Below are 12,939 nucleotides of genomic sequence, written 5' to 3' on the forward strand. Positions count from 1 at the left end.
ACCTACCGCAGGAGTTCTCATGCCCGTCGCCACCCCGGATCAGTACGCCGAAATGCTCGACCGCGCGAAGGCCGGCGGCTTCGCGTACCCCGCTTTCAACGTCTCCAGCTCGCAGACGATCAACTCCGTCCTGCAGGGCCTCACCGAGGCCGGCTCCGACGGCATCATCCAGGTCACCACCGGCGGCGCCGACTACTTCGCCGGCCACACGGTCAAGGCCCGCGCCACCGGCGCACTCGCGTTCGCGCGCTACGCCACCGAGGTCGCCAAGAACTACCCGGTCACCGTCGCGCTGCACACCGACCACTGCCCCAAGGACGCGCTGGCCGGCTTCGTCGAGCCGCTCATCGCCGCCTCTGAGGAAGAGGTCAAGGCCGGACGCAACCCGATCTTCCAGTCCCACATGTGGGACGGCTCGGCTGTTCCCCTCGCAGAGAACATCGAGATCGCCAAGGATCTCCTCCCCCGCATGAAGGCCATCAACGCGATCCTCGAGGTCGAGATCGGCGTCGTCGGCGGCGAGGAAGACGGCGTCGCGCACGAGGGTTCGAACGATGCGCTGTACACGACCTTCGCCGATGTCGACCAGGCCGTGCAGGCGCTGGGTCTCGGTGAGCAGGGGCGCTACATCGCCGCCCTCACCTTCGGCAACGTCCACGGTGTCTACAAGCCGGGTGGCGTGAAGCTGCGTCCCGAGCTGCTGGGCGAGATCCAGCAGCAGGTCGCCGCGAAGTACAACACCGGCGCCAAGCCCCTCGACCTCGTCTTCCACGGCGGCTCCGGCTCGACCGACGACGAGATCGCCCTCGCGGTCGCCAACGGTGTCATCAAGATGAACATCGACACCGACACGCAGTACGCCTACACGCGTGCGATCGCCGACTACATGTTCAAGAACTACGACAGCGTCCTGAAGGTCGACGGCGAGGTCGGCAACAAGAAGCAGTACGACCCGCGCGCCTGGGGCAAGGTCGCGGAGACCGCGATGGCCGCCCGCGTCGTCGAGTCGACCCGCCAGCTCGGCTCCTACGGCCAGTCGAAGAGCTGACGACCGTCGCTGAGCGGCCCTCCGTGGGTCGCTGAGCGGCCCTCAATGGGTCGCTGAGCTTGTCGAAGCGAAGGGGTGCCCGGCCGATCGGCCGGGCACCCCTTCTGCGTCAAGCGGCGGGATCAGCTCCCGCCCACGTTCCCGACGTAGGACATGAACGCGGGATCGCCGAACATCGGCACCGCGAGGCACATCGACGCGATCAGCATCGTCACCACCGCGCCGACCAGCGGAACCCACCAGGCGACCTTCGCACTGCGGAGCCGCCGGATCGACGCCCACGCGGTGAGCGACCAGCCGACGACCAGCACGACCGCGGCGATGGTCCCCCACAGCTTGCCCTGGTCGTAGTTCGTGAACTCTCCCTCGATGCCGAGGATCTTCATGCTCTCGTTCATCACGCGCGTGAGGTCGAGGTAGGACAACGCCGTGACGATCACGTTGATGAGGCCGTAGGCCAGCAACCCGATGGTCACGAACCGATCGACGGCATGGGGGCGGCGCGGAGCCGCATCCGCGACGACCGGCCCCGGCGCGGGGGTCGTGAAGACCGGCTCGGCCACGACCTCGCTCAGCGGCGGAAGACCCGCCGCTCTCCGCTGCTCCTCGGGGGTCGCGAGTTCGCCGTACTGAGGACGCTGATCGGTCATCCCGCCATGCTAATCGCCGTGGCTCGGAGCGGCTCACAGCAGGACACCGCCGAAAATGATGGCGGCCCCGGAGAATTGGGGACTCCTCGGGGCCGCGGACTCGGAACGCTGGGGACGCTCGTCATCCAAGTGGATTCACGCAGAGCTGGGGACCCTCCGCGAATCTGCAGGGCCGTTTGCACAGACGCCTACAGTTCTGATCATAGGAAGACCCTCGCCCCCGCGCTAGAGCGGAAACTTCAGATAGTGAACTCGACATCGGGCGTGCCCGCGTCCAACGCATCGGCTCCGAGCTGGAGAGACAGCCTCCGCGCCACGCTCTGGAGACGGGAAACCAGTGCTCGATCCACGACGGCGAGCTCCGAGGGCAGCGAGATCGCCAGCGAGGCGGTGATGTTCGGAGCGATCACCGGCACGGCGACGCACGTCGCTCCGATGACGTATTCCTCCTGATCCACCACCCAGCCCGGAGAATGCTCGAGCTGCGTCAGCAGCGTGTGGCGATCGCTGATGGTGCGAGGCGTCAGCTCCTCCAGGCGGTGCCGCGCCAGGTAGTCGAGCCGGTGCTCGTCGGGAAGCTCCGCGAGGATCTGCTTGCCGAGGGCCGTGGCGTGGGCGCTGGACTGCAGGCCGACCCAGAGCTCGACCCGCGGATTGTGCACGGCGTCGACGATGTCGACGAGGTGCATCTCGCCGTCGTCGAAGCGAGACAGATAGGCGGTCGCGCCGACCTCCTCCGTCACCTTCCGCAGGGCGGAGCGCACGCGGGCGAGGAAGACCCCTCGCGAGTCGATCTCCTGCTGGAAGGACGGGAACCGGGTGCCGAGCACGAGGCCGTCGGGCTCCGCGGACAGATATCCCTCGTGGATCAGAGTTCGGATGAGGTTGTACGTCGTGCCGGGGGTCAGCCCGGTGGCGGTGGCCAGCATCTTCGCCGGCAGCGGACGGGGCGAGTTCGCGACGATGTCGACGAGACGGAGTGCGCGCTGCACCGACCCGATGAGAGTCGGCTCGCCCTCCGTCGGGCTCACCGCTACGCGCCTCCTCCTGAGGCACGACCGCCGAGCGCCCGGGCGTCGCGCTGGCCGGTGGAGTCCTGGCGCAGCTCCTTGGGCAGAGAGAACATCAGATCCTCCTCAGCCGTCTTCACTTCTTCCACGTCGCGGTATCCGGCGTCACCGAGTGCATCGAGGACCTCGCGGACGAGCACTTCGGGAACGGATGCCCCGCTCGTCACGCCGACGGTCTCCACGCCGTCGAGCCATTCCTGCTTGACCTCTTCGGCGTAGTCGACACGATACGCCGCCTTGGCGCCGTATTCGAGGGCGACTTCGACCAGGCGCACCGAGTTCGACGAGTTCGAGGATCCGACGACGATGACGAGATCCGCGTTCGCCGCCACCTTCTTGATCGCCACCTGCCGGTTCTGGGTGGCGTAGCAGATGTCATCGGACGGCGGGTTCTGCAGATCGGGGAAGCGGAGGCGCAGGCGGTTGACCGTCTCCATGGTCTCGTCGACCGACAGCGTGGTCTGCGAGAGCCAGACGACCTTCGACGGGTCCTTCACCTGCACCGTGTCGGCCTCGGCCGGCGAGTTCACGATGGTCACGTGCTCGGGCGCCTCGCCCGCGGTGCCCTCGACCTCTTCGTGGCCCTCGTGACCGATCAGGAGGATCTCGAAGTCGTCCCGGGCGAACCTCACGGCCTCGCGGTGCACCTTCGTCACCAGCGGGCAGGTCGCGTCGATCGCATGAAGGCCGCGATCGGATGCCGCGTTCACCACGGCCGGCGAGACGCCGTGCGCGCTGAAGACGACGTGGGCTCCGGCCGGGACCTCGTCGACCTCTTCGACGAAGATCGCGCCCTTCTCCTCGAGCTCGGTGACGACATGGATGTTGTGCACGATCTGCTTGCGCACGTACACCGGTGCGCCGTAGCGCTCCAGCGCCTTCTCGACCGCGACCACGGCACGGTCGACGCCCGCGCAGTAACCGCGGGGAGCGGCGAGCAGAATCCGCTTGTGTCCGACGATCGGGTTATCCTGAAGCCGCCCTGCCGCCGCGCGCACGCGTGGGATGCGGGGGACGGGGAGATGAACGGCAGTCGAAGTCACCCCATGATTCTACCGGCGTGTGCCTGTGGAAGGCCGGGATGCCGCCACACGACGCGACGGCACGGAACGGGAGCAGATGACAGTCTTCGAAGCGGCCGCGGGTCCGGGCGAGACGCCGCCGGCCGATGCCGTCGCCCCGCGGGATTCCACCTCCGACGCGCCCACCTCCGTCGCGCGGTTGAACGCGACGATCCGCGACTTCATCGCACGCTGGAACACAGTGTGGGTGGAAGGCGAGATCACCTCGTGGAACGTGCGGGCCGGGAACATCTTCGCTCGCCTGAAGGACACTCAGTCCGATGCGCAGATCTCGATCCGGATCTGGTCGAGCGTGCGCGGACGCATCCCCTCCGACCTCGGCGTCGGCGACCACGTGGTCGCGGCGGTGAAGGCCGACTACTTCGTCAAGTCCGGTGACTTCAGCTTCGCCGTCTCGGCGATGAAGCACGTGGGCCTCGGCGACCAGCTCGAGCGCTTGGAGAAGCTGCGGCTGCAGCTGCGCCAGGAGGGGCTTTTCGATGCCGCCCGCAAGAAGCGCCTGCCGTTCCTCCCACATGTCATCGGCCTGATCACCGGCGAGCGCTCCGATGCCGAGAAGGACGTGCACCGCAACGCCGAGCTGCGTTGGCCGCAGGTGCGATTCCGCACCGAATACGCGGCTGTGCAGGGCGACCGCTGCGTCCCCGACACCCTTGCGGCGCTCAAGCGCCTCGACGCCGATCCCGAGGTCGACGTCATCATCATCGCGCGCGGCGGCGGCGACCCGCAGACGCTCCTCGGGTTCAGCGACGAGCGGCTGGTGCGGGCCGTGGCCGCGGCATCCACTCCGATCGTCAGCGCGATCGGGCACGAGAACGACCACCCCCTGCTCGACGACGTCGCCGATCTGCGGGCATCGACCCCGACAGACGCCGCGAAGCGCGTCGTCCCCGATGTCGGCGAACAGCGCGCGCTCATCGCACAGCTGCGTTCTCGGGCGACCACCCGGCTCACCCAGCGCCTGTCCCACGACATCGCCCAGCTCGAGCAGCTGCGGTCCCGCCCGGTGCTGCGCTCCCCCGCGCCGATCATCGACGCCCGGTCTCAGGAGCTGTGGCTGCTGCTGTCGCGCGGCCGCGACACGATCGCCCGGCAGCTCGACACGGCCGGTCGCCGCACCAGTGAGCTCCGCGCCTCCCTGCGAGCCCTGTCACCGGCCGCGACCCTGGCCCGCGGCTATGCGATCGCGCACCTCGAGGGCGGTGTGATCCTGCGTGACGCGGCGGATGCTCCGGCCGGGAGCGCCCTGACGATCACCGTCGATCGCGGCTCGCTCGCCGCGCGTTCGGAGGGCGAGATCGCCGAAGGTTCCTGAGCGGGCCACCGACGACGCACGCCGTAAGATGGAGGAGTGAGCGCCCTGAACGAGATCCCGGTCGAGACGCTGTCATTCGAGGCAGCCCGCGATGAGCTCGTCACCGTCGTCGCCGAGCTCGAGCAGGGCTCCCCCACGCTCGAGCATTCTCTGGCCCTCTGGGAACGCGGCGAAGCACTCGCCGCCCGATGCGAGGAGTGGCTCCTCGGCGCGAAGCGCCGTCTCGACGCCGCTCGGGCCGCGGCATCCGACTCCGACGCCCCCGGCGGCGCATCGTGAGCAAGCAGCCGCCGATCGTCGCCGAGCTCGGCCGCCCCGAGACCCCGGACGAGACCGCGGCACGCAAGGCCGCGTCCAGCAAGGCGTACCGCGGCAGCCAGACCGTGCGGAACCTCGTCGCGGCGCTCCTCGTCACCGTCGCCGTCGTCGCCGTGATCATCTTCGCCGTCCCTCGCGGGGAACCGGTGAAGGCCGAGGAGATCGACGTCGCGGGCATCGCCGCCGGCGTGGAGTCGACCATGGAGAGCCCGGCGATCGTCCCGGAACTCGATGACTTCTGGCGCGTGAACGCCGCCGAGCTGCAGAGCGGCGCCACTGTCGTGTGGGAGATCACCCTCGCCCCGGCCGCCGACGACGAGCGCGGCTTCATCAAGGTCGCCCAGGCGTTCGACGCCGACTCCTCCTGGGCTCCGCAGCGGCTGAACGGCAACGCCCCCACCGACGAGGTGCGCATCGGCGGACTCGACTGGGACGTCTACAAGCTCGGCGACGCGGGCGCGAACGCCAACGTCAGCTATGCGATCGGCACACAGGCCGGCGACGACTACGTGCTGCTCTACGGCTCGCGCTCCGCGGCGTCCACCGCCGACCTCGCCGAATCCCTCGTGCCCCAGATCCGCGCTCTCTCGGAGGCTTCATGACGAACACCCTCACCCCGGCCGCAGCCTGGCAGCAGATGCAGGAGGGGAACGCCCGTTTCGTGCGCGACGAGCCTCAGCATCCCAACCAGGACGGCGCCAGGCGCCAGCACCTCGCCGCCGCGCAGCATCCGGTCGCCACACTCTTCGGCTGCTCCGACTCGCGTCTCGCAGCCGAGATCATCTTCGACCTGGGTCTGGGCGACCTCTTCGTCGTGCGCAACGCCGGCCAGGTTCTCGGCGAGTCGATCGTGGCGAGCCTCGAGTACGCCGTCGCCGTGCTGGAGGTTCCGCTCATCGTCGTCCTCGCGCACGACTCCTGCGGTGCGGTGCGCGCGGCGATCGACGGCACCGCCATCGACGCCGCTCCCCTTCCGCCGCACATCTGGCGACTGATCGCCCCGATCGTGCCGGCGGCCCGGAAGGTGCTGGCCGAGAACGGCGGCACCACGGTCGCCGAGATCGATGCCGAGCTCGTCGGCGAAGAGCACCTGCGCAACACGGTGAAGGATCTGCTGCAGTCCTCCGAGCTGATCAGCAGCGCCGTCGCCGAGGGCCGTCTGGGCATCGTGGGCGCCAACTACCGTCTGGCCGAGGGCACCGCTTCGCCGGTGATCACGGTCGGAATCGACACCGAGGACGTCGCCATCGAGGGGATCGTCCCCGCAACCAAGGAAGGTTCGGAATGACTGAGTACGACTACCGCATCGAGCACGACACCATGGGTGAGGTGCGTGTTCCCGTGAACGCGCTCTACGGCGCCCAGACGCAGCGTGCCGTGGAGAACTTCCCGATCTCGGGCAAGGGGCTGGAGTCGACGCAGATCGCCGCCCTCGCGCGCATCAAGAAGGCCGCCGCCCTGGCGAACAAGGAGCTCGGCACCCTCGACGGCGCCATCGCCGACGCGATCGCCCAGGCGGCCGACCAGGTCGCCTCGGGTGCGCACGACGGCGAATTCCCGGTCGACACGTACCAGACCGGTTCCGGCACGTCGTCGAACATGAACATGAACGAGGTGCTCGCGACCCTCGCGACCGGCATCCTCGGCGCGAGCGTGCACCCCAACGACCACGTGAACGCCTCACAGTCGTCGAACGACGTGTTCCCGACCTCGGTGCACATCGCTGTCACCCAGGCGCTCATCGACACGCTCATCCCCTCGCTCGACCACCTCGCCGTCGCCCTCGAGGCGAAGGCGGAGCTGTGGAAGGATGCCGTGAAGTCCGGCCGCACGCACCTCATGGATGCGACGCCCGTCACGCTCGGTCAGGAGTTCGGCGGCTACGCCCGTCAGGTGCGCCTCGGCATCGAGCGCGTGCAGTCGGCGCTCCCCCGCGTCGCCGAGGTCCCGCTCGGCGGCACCGCCGTCGGCACGGGCATCAACACCCCGCTCGGCTTCCCGCAGAAGGTCATCGCGCTGCTCGCGGCCGAGACCGAGCTGCCGATCACCGAGGCCAAGGACCACTTCGAGGCGCAGGCCAACCGCGACGGTCTGGTCGAGGCGTCCGGTGCCCTCCGCACGATCGCGGTCTCGCTGACCAAGATCAACAACGACCTGCGCTGGATGGGCTCCGGCCCGAACACGGGTCTCGGCGAGCTGCACATCCCCGACCTGCAGCCCGGATCCTCGATCATGCCCGGCAAGGTCAACCCGGTCGTGCCGGAGGCCGTGCTGATGGTCTGCGCGCGCGTGATCGGCAACGACGCGACGGTCGCCTGGGCCGGAGCATCCGGTTCGTTCGAGCTCAACGTCGCGATCCCCGTCATGGGCACGGCGCTGCTCGAGTCGATCCGCCTGCTGTCGAACGCCTCGCGTGTGCTCGCCGACAAGACGATCGACGGCCTGCAGGCGAACGTCGAGCGCGCGGCCGCGTTCGCGGGCATGAGCCCGTCGATCGTGACGCCGCTGAACAAGCTCATCGGCTACGAGGCGGCGGCGAAGATCGCGAAGCACTCGGTCGCCAAGGGCATCACGGTGCGCGACGCCGTGATCGACCTGGGCTACGTCGAGCGCGGCGACCTCACGCTCGAGCAGCTCGACGAGAAGCTCGACCTGCTCTCGATGACGCACCCCGGCTGAGTCCGGACGAAGACGGAGAAGAGCGGATGCCGTGGGGACCTGGTCCTCGCGGCATCCGTCGTCTCCTGCCTGTGGTCCGCACCCGCTGATGACGACCGTTGCCCACTTCCCTGGGGGCCGACACTCCGGATGTCGGACACGTGTGCCGATTCGGTCCGACATCTGGCGTGTCGGCCCCCGGAATGACGCAACGACTTGTCCTGCACAGCAAGGCTTCCCGCGCTTCATTCCCCCGGTTTCCGCCATCGGGCGCCCTGGCGCCGGTCCCGCACGGCAGGGCCGGGCATGGTGGAAGGATGCTCGATCCACAGCTGCTCCTCACCCGCCTCGGTGGGCTGGCCAGCGGCGTGCAGCTCCGGCAGTACGGCGTCAGCCGGGTGCAGCTGACGAAAGATGTCCGCGAGGGGCGAATAGACCGCGTCCGCCCCGGACTCTTCGCCACGAAGGGCCTGCACGATTCGCTGCATCGCGCAGCTCTGCACGGCGGTTCCCTCACGTGCGCGGAGGCCCTGCGCCGACACGGCGTGTGGGTGCTCGAGCCGGAAGGCCCTCCCCACGTGTGGGTCGGCCGGCGCGGTCGCGTTCATCCGCACGTCGGATGCCGATGCACGAGTCATTTCTTCCGAGGAGTTCCTGGGCTCGGCCTGGTCGACGTCGAGACCGCACTCATTCACCTTCATCGCTGCGCCGGAGATGAGGCGTTCTTCGCCTCTTTCGAGTCGTCCTGGCGTCTCCGCAAGCTGTCCGCCGCCGCACGTTCGCGTATCCGCGCGGCTCTCCCCGCATACGCACGTTGGCTCGTCGACTTCGCGCGCCCGGATGCCGACAGCGGGTTGGAGTCCCTGGTGCGTCTCCGTCTGCACATCCTCGGTCTGTTCCTGGCGTGCCAGGTCCTGCTTCCCGACGTCGGGCGGGTCGACTTCCTCATCGAGAAGCGGCTGATCCTGGAGATCGACGGTCGAGAGAATCATGACGGAGCATCCGAACGGCATCGCGACCTGACTCGGGATGCGGCGGCGTCGCGCATGGGCATCGAGACCCTTCGCTTCGACTATGCCCAGGTGATCCACGAATGGCCGTCGGTGCAGGCCGCGATCCTCGCCGCAGTCGAACGGACTCGGGACCACCGGTGAACCCCGCCACCGGTCGGCCCCTTCCTCGTTCACTTTGGGGGTCGACACGCCAGATGTCGGACACTTGTGCGCATTCGATCCGACATCTGGCGTGNGCGGATGCCGTGGTCGCGGCATCCGCTCCCCCACTGCCGTCAGCTGAGCTCTCCGCCCTCCAGGAGCTCAGTGACGAGTGCGGCGATCGCCGAGCGCTCGGAGCGCATCAGCGTCACGTGTCCGAACAGATCGTGACCCTTCAGAGTCTCGATGACGCTCGCGATGCCGTCGTGCCGACCGACCCGGAGGTTGTCGCGCTGCCCGACGTCGTGCGTGAGGATCACTCGCGAGTTCTGCCCCATGCGGCTGAGGACGGTCAGCAGCACGTTGCGCTCCAGCGACTGCGCCTCGTCGACGATCACGAAGGCATCGTGGAGCGAGCGTCCGCGGATGTGCGTGAGCGGGAGCACCTCGAGCAGTCCGCGCTCGATCACCTCTTCGACGACGTTGCCCGAGACAACCGAGCCGAGCGTGTCGAACACCGCCTGACCCCACGGGCCCATCTTCTCGCCCTGGTCGCCGGGAAGGTACCCGAGTTCCTGCCCTCCGACGGCGAAAAGCGGCCGGAACACGATGATCTTCTTCTGCTGCTGCCGCTCCAGCACGGCTTCAAGACCGGCGCACAGCGCGAGGGCCGATTTGCCGGTGCCGGCCCGGCCGCCGAGGGAGACGATCCCGACCTCCTGGTCGAGCAGCAGGTCGATCGCGATGCGCTGCTCGGCCGAGCGTCCGTGCATCCCGAAGATGTCGCGGTCGCCGCGCACCAACCTGTACTCGCCGTCGCCGGTGACCCTGCCGAGGGCCGATCCGCGCTCCGAGTGGATGATCAGGCCGGTGTTCACGGGGATGCCCCTGGCGTCCTCGCTGATGCCGACCTCGCTCTCGTACAGGTCGCTGATCTCGTCACCCGAGAGGTCGAGCGTGGAGATGCCGGTCCACCCGGAGTCCACGGCCTGCTCGGCGAGGTACTCCTCGGCGCGGATGCCGAGCGACGCCGCCTTGACGCGCATCGGCAGGTCCTTCGAGACGATCGTGACGTCCTGGCCGTCCTGCGCGAGGTGCATCGCGACCGAGAGGATGCGGGTGTCGTTGTCGCTGAGCCGGATGCCGGCCGGGAGCACGGACGGATCCGTGTTCGCGAGTTCGACACGCAGCGTGCCGCCCTCGCCGACCTCGACCGGGAAGTCCAGGCGTCCGTGCTCGATGCGCAGGTCGTCGAGGTGCCGGAGCGCCTGCCGGGCGAAGTAGCCGATCTCCGGATCGTGACGCTTGCCTTCGAGCTCCGTGATCACGACCACGGGGACGACGACGGAGTGCTCCGCGAACCGGAAGAAGGCCTGCGGATCGCTCAGCAGCACCGACGTGTCGAGCACATAGGTGCGCAGGTCCTGATCCGGTTCGATCGACGAGGCGCTCCTCGTCGTCTTACGCGTGGACTGCTGCGCGGTGGTGCTGGACTGCTGCGCTGTACGTGTGGTCACGACCCACTCCCGACCCGGGGATGATCCCCGCCTGAGAACGAGTCGACCTGGGGCCACGAGTCGTCAACCGGAAGGCCGACTCGACCGGGCTCCTTGCCCGATGCCTAGAACGTACGACCCCTCAACGACTTAACCGCGCGTCGACACGCCATGATTCTTTACGCGCTGATGAACGTCTCGTTACCGAAGGCCGCGAGCGCCTCGTCCAGCAGCCGGAGAGTGGCGGCGTCGGTGCCGGCATGCGCGGCGACGCGGACCGACGACCCGCGGGCGGTGACGACCAGTCCGGCGTTGGCCAGCGCGGCGGCCAGACGGGCCGGCTCCTCGGGCGAGAGCGCGACGATGCCGGCCCTGGACGCGCGTTCCCGCGGCGAGGTCACGGCGATGGCGTGGCGGTCGGCGATCTCGAGGACGGCGTCGACGTGCGCGGCGATGCGCTCCTCGATCGCCGCCACTCCGGCGTCGCGGATGTCGCGCGTGCCGATCGCGAGGCGTCCGGCCGCGAGAGTGTCTGGTTGGCTCACCGTGAAGGCCTGAGCGGATGCGGCGGGCGCAGGCAGCTCATCGACGACGAGACCCGTCGCCGTGGTGCCGGTGATTCCGGAGAGGACGGGTGCGATCCGCTCCCTCGCGCGTGGCGAGAACCACGCGAACGCGCTGCCTCGCCCGGCGCGCAGCCACTTGTAGCCGTGGCCGACCACGACGTCGGCGGCGGAGTAGTCGACGTCCACGACGCCGAACGACTGCACGGCGTCGACGATCAGCAGCCGGTCCGGTCCGATGAGCTCGCGAAGCGCGGAGAGGTCGGCGCGGAAGCCCGTGCGGAAGTCGACGTGGCTGACGGCCACCGCGGTGACCTCACCGTCCAGCGCCTCGGCGACGGCATCCGGGGTCATGCGGCCGTCCGCCGGGGTGACCCAGCGCGGCGTCAGTGCGCGGTTCGACGCGGCCGCGGCGCGCTCGAGCGTCAGACTCACGCTGGGGAACTCGGCCGTGCTCGCGATCACCGCGCCCATCATCCCGTACAGCGCATGCATGAGCCCCTGTGTGGACGACGGCTGCAGGGTGACGTCGTCCGCCTCGGCGCCGAGCAGTTCGGCGACCAGTTCCCGCGCCTGCCCGATGCGTTCCGCCACCAGGGACAGCGACGACGGGCGCCCGCTGCCCAGCAGATCGGCATCGGCGAAGATCTCCTCGCGCACGGATGGCGACAGCGGACCGAACGCGGCCCAGTTCAGGTAACCGGACTCGTTGTCGAACGTCCCGACGTAGTCCTCGATAGTGCTCACCGCGTCATTCTGGCACGGCCCGTCATCGGACGCCGGTCCCTGAGCCCGCGGACGGATCAGCGTCCGAAGCGGCGGTCGCGATCGGCGTAGTCGCGGATGGCGCGGAGGAAGTCGACCTGTCGCAGGTCGGGACCCAGTGCCTCGACGAAGTAGAACTCGCTGTGCGCGCTCTGCCAGAGCAGGAAGTCGCTGAGCCGCTGCTCCCCGCTGGTGCGGATGACGAGATCCGGATCGGGCTGGCCGCCCGTGTAGAGATGCTCCCCGATCATCTCGGGGGTCAGGTGCGCCGCGAGATCCTCGAGGGTGCCGCCGGACGCCTCGTGCTTGGTGATGATGCTGCGGACCGCGTCGACGATCTCGTGGCGTCCGCCGTAGCCGACGGCCAGGTTCACGTGCAGGCCGGTGTGCCCCTTCGTGCGCTCTTCGGCGTCGGAGAGCACGCGGGCGAGCTCGGGCGGGAGGATGTCGGAGCGCCCCACGTGCTGCACGCGCCAGTTGTCCTCGCGCGAGACCGCCTCGGCGAGCTCCGCGATGATCTCGATGAGGTCCGCGAGCTCGGCCGAATCCCGCTTGCGAAGGTTGTCGCTGGACAGCAGGTAGAGAGACACCACCCGCACGCCCAGCTCATCACACCAGCCGAGGAACTCGCGCATCTTGGCGGCACCGGCCCGGTGCCCCTCCGCCGGAGTGGTGAATCCGAGCTGCCGTGCCCACCGTCGGTTGCCGTCGATCATCATCGCGACGTGGTGCGGCACCGACGCGGGATCGAGATGGCGTCGCAGCCGGCTGGTGTAGAGCCGGTACAGCGGTCCGCGCCCCGGACTCTCGCGTGACATCA

13 protein-coding genes are annotated in these 12,939 nt (G+C 68.9%); 7 read left to right on the forward strand and 6 right to left on the reverse strand.

What is annotated here, in order from left to right; translation table 11 throughout:
* Positions 1-19 precede the first annotated feature (19 nt).
* Entirely contained in the window at positions 20-1,048 is a 1,029-nt protein-coding gene (gene fbaA, locus ABD648_RS05625) for a class II fructose-bisphosphate aldolase (RefSeq protein ID WP_282213996.1), read from the forward strand.
* Between the two features lie 122 nt (positions 1,049-1,170).
* On the opposite strand, the gene ABD648_RS05630 is transcribed toward fbaA, so the two are convergent.
* From ABD648_RS05630 to ABD648_RS05640, 3 genes are all read right to left on the reverse strand, one after another.
* On the reverse strand, positions 1,171-1,698 hold the full coding sequence (locus ABD648_RS05630; RefSeq protein ID WP_282213997.1) for a DUF6264 family protein: 528 nt from the start codon (positions 1,696-1,698) through the stop codon (positions 1,171-1,173).
* A 239-nt stretch (positions 1,699-1,937) separates the two neighbouring features.
* On the reverse strand, positions 1,938-2,729 hold the full coding sequence (locus ABD648_RS05635) for an IclR family transcriptional regulator (RefSeq protein WP_282213998.1): 792 nt from the start codon (positions 2,727-2,729) through the stop codon (positions 1,938-1,940).
* A 2-nt stretch (positions 2,730-2,731) separates the two neighbouring features.
* Positions 2,732-3,775, reverse strand: a complete 1,044-nt coding sequence (locus ABD648_RS05640; protein WP_425561723.1) for a 4-hydroxy-3-methylbut-2-enyl diphosphate reductase — start codon at positions 3,773-3,775, stop codon at positions 2,732-2,734.
* A gap of 112 nt (positions 3,776-3,887) precedes the next feature.
* On the opposite strand from ABD648_RS05640, the gene xseA reads away from it, so the two are divergent.
* From xseA to ABD648_RS05670, 6 genes are all read left to right on the forward strand, one after another.
* A complete protein-coding gene (gene xseA, locus ABD648_RS05645; RefSeq protein WP_282214000.1) occupies positions 3,888-5,165 on the forward strand; it encodes an exodeoxyribonuclease VII large subunit in 1,278 nt (425 codons plus the stop codon).
* A gap of 36 nt (positions 5,166-5,201) precedes the next feature.
* The gene (locus ABD648_RS05650; protein ID WP_282214001.1) at positions 5,202-5,444 is read left to right on the forward strand and encodes an exodeoxyribonuclease VII small subunit; all 243 of its coding nucleotides are present in this window, start codon (positions 5,202-5,204) and stop codon (positions 5,442-5,444) included.
* Complete coding sequence (locus tag ABD648_RS05655; RefSeq protein ID WP_282214002.1) at positions 5,441-6,085, forward strand: DUF4245 family protein; 645 nt, start codon at positions 5,441-5,443, stop codon at positions 6,083-6,085. Before ABD648_RS05650 ends, ABD648_RS05655 begins: the two co-directional genes overlap by 4 nt.
* The gene (locus ABD648_RS05660) at positions 6,082-6,771 is read left to right on the forward strand and encodes a carbonic anhydrase (protein WP_282214003.1); all 690 of its coding nucleotides are present in this window, start codon (positions 6,082-6,084) and stop codon (positions 6,769-6,771) included. The genes ABD648_RS05655 and ABD648_RS05660 overlap by 4 nt, the downstream gene beginning before the upstream one ends.
* A complete protein-coding gene (locus ABD648_RS05665) occupies positions 6,768-8,162 on the forward strand; it encodes a class II fumarate hydratase (RefSeq protein WP_282214004.1) in 1,395 nt (464 codons plus the stop codon). Before ABD648_RS05660 ends, ABD648_RS05665 begins: the two co-directional genes overlap by 4 nt.
* 296 nt (positions 8,163-8,458) lie before the next feature.
* On the forward strand, positions 8,459-9,295 hold the full coding sequence (locus ABD648_RS05670; protein ID WP_282214005.1) for a type IV toxin-antitoxin system AbiEi family antitoxin domain-containing protein: 837 nt from the start codon (positions 8,459-8,461) through the stop codon (positions 9,293-9,295).
* A 134-nt stretch (positions 9,296-9,429) separates the two neighbouring features.
* Here the strand turns inward: ABD648_RS05670 and phoH2 are convergent, their stop codons facing one another.
* From phoH2 to ABD648_RS05685, 3 genes are all read right to left on the reverse strand, one after another.
* Positions 9,430-10,734: an RNA 5'-3' helicase PhoH2 gene (gene phoH2 / locus ABD648_RS05675; protein WP_282217508.1), complete on the reverse strand. Its 1,305-nt coding sequence runs from the start codon at positions 10,732-10,734 to the stop codon at positions 9,430-9,432.
* A 236-nt stretch (positions 10,735-10,970) separates the two neighbouring features.
* Positions 10,971-12,101 (reverse strand): aminotransferase class V-fold PLP-dependent enzyme, encoded by a 1,131-nt coding sequence (locus tag ABD648_RS05680; protein WP_282214006.1) that lies wholly within the window; start codon positions 12,099-12,101, stop codon positions 10,971-10,973.
* 56 nt (positions 12,102-12,157) lie between these two features.
* Positions 12,158-12,937, reverse strand: a complete 780-nt coding sequence (locus tag ABD648_RS05685; RefSeq protein WP_282217509.1) for an isoprenyl transferase — start codon at positions 12,935-12,937, stop codon at positions 12,158-12,160.
* Positions 12,938-12,939 lie beyond the last annotated feature (2 nt).

Source organism: Microbacterium luteolum (assembly GCF_039533965.1).
Lineage (GTDB): Bacteria > Actinomycetota > Actinomycetes > Actinomycetales > Microbacteriaceae > Microbacterium > Microbacterium luteolum.

Coding starts and splice junctions, on each gene's coding strand:
- fbaA (WP_282213996.1), top strand. CDS start 20: ATGCCCGTCGCCACCCCGGATCAGTACGCCGAAATGCTCGACCGCGCG.
- ABD648_RS05630 (WP_282213997.1), bottom strand. CDS start 1,698: ATGACCGATCAGCGTCCTCAGTACGGCGAACTCGCGACCCCCGAGGAG.
- xseA (WP_282214000.1), top strand. CDS start 3,888: ATGACAGTCTTCGAAGCGGCCGCGGGTCCGGGCGAGACGCCGCCGGCC.
- ABD648_RS05660 (WP_282214003.1), top strand. CDS start 6,082: ATGACGAACACCCTCACCCCGGCCGCAGCCTGGCAGCAGATGCAGGAG.
- ABD648_RS05665 (WP_282214004.1), top strand. CDS start 6,768: ATGACTGAGTACGACTACCGCATCGAGCACGACACCATGGGTGAGGTG.
- ABD648_RS05670 (WP_282214005.1), top strand. CDS start 8,459: ATGCTCGATCCACAGCTGCTCCTCACCCGCCTCGGTGGGCTGGCCAGC.
- ABD648_RS05685 (WP_282217509.1), bottom strand. CDS start 12,937: ATGTCACGCGAGAGTCCGGGGCGCGGACCGCTGTACCGGCTCTACACC.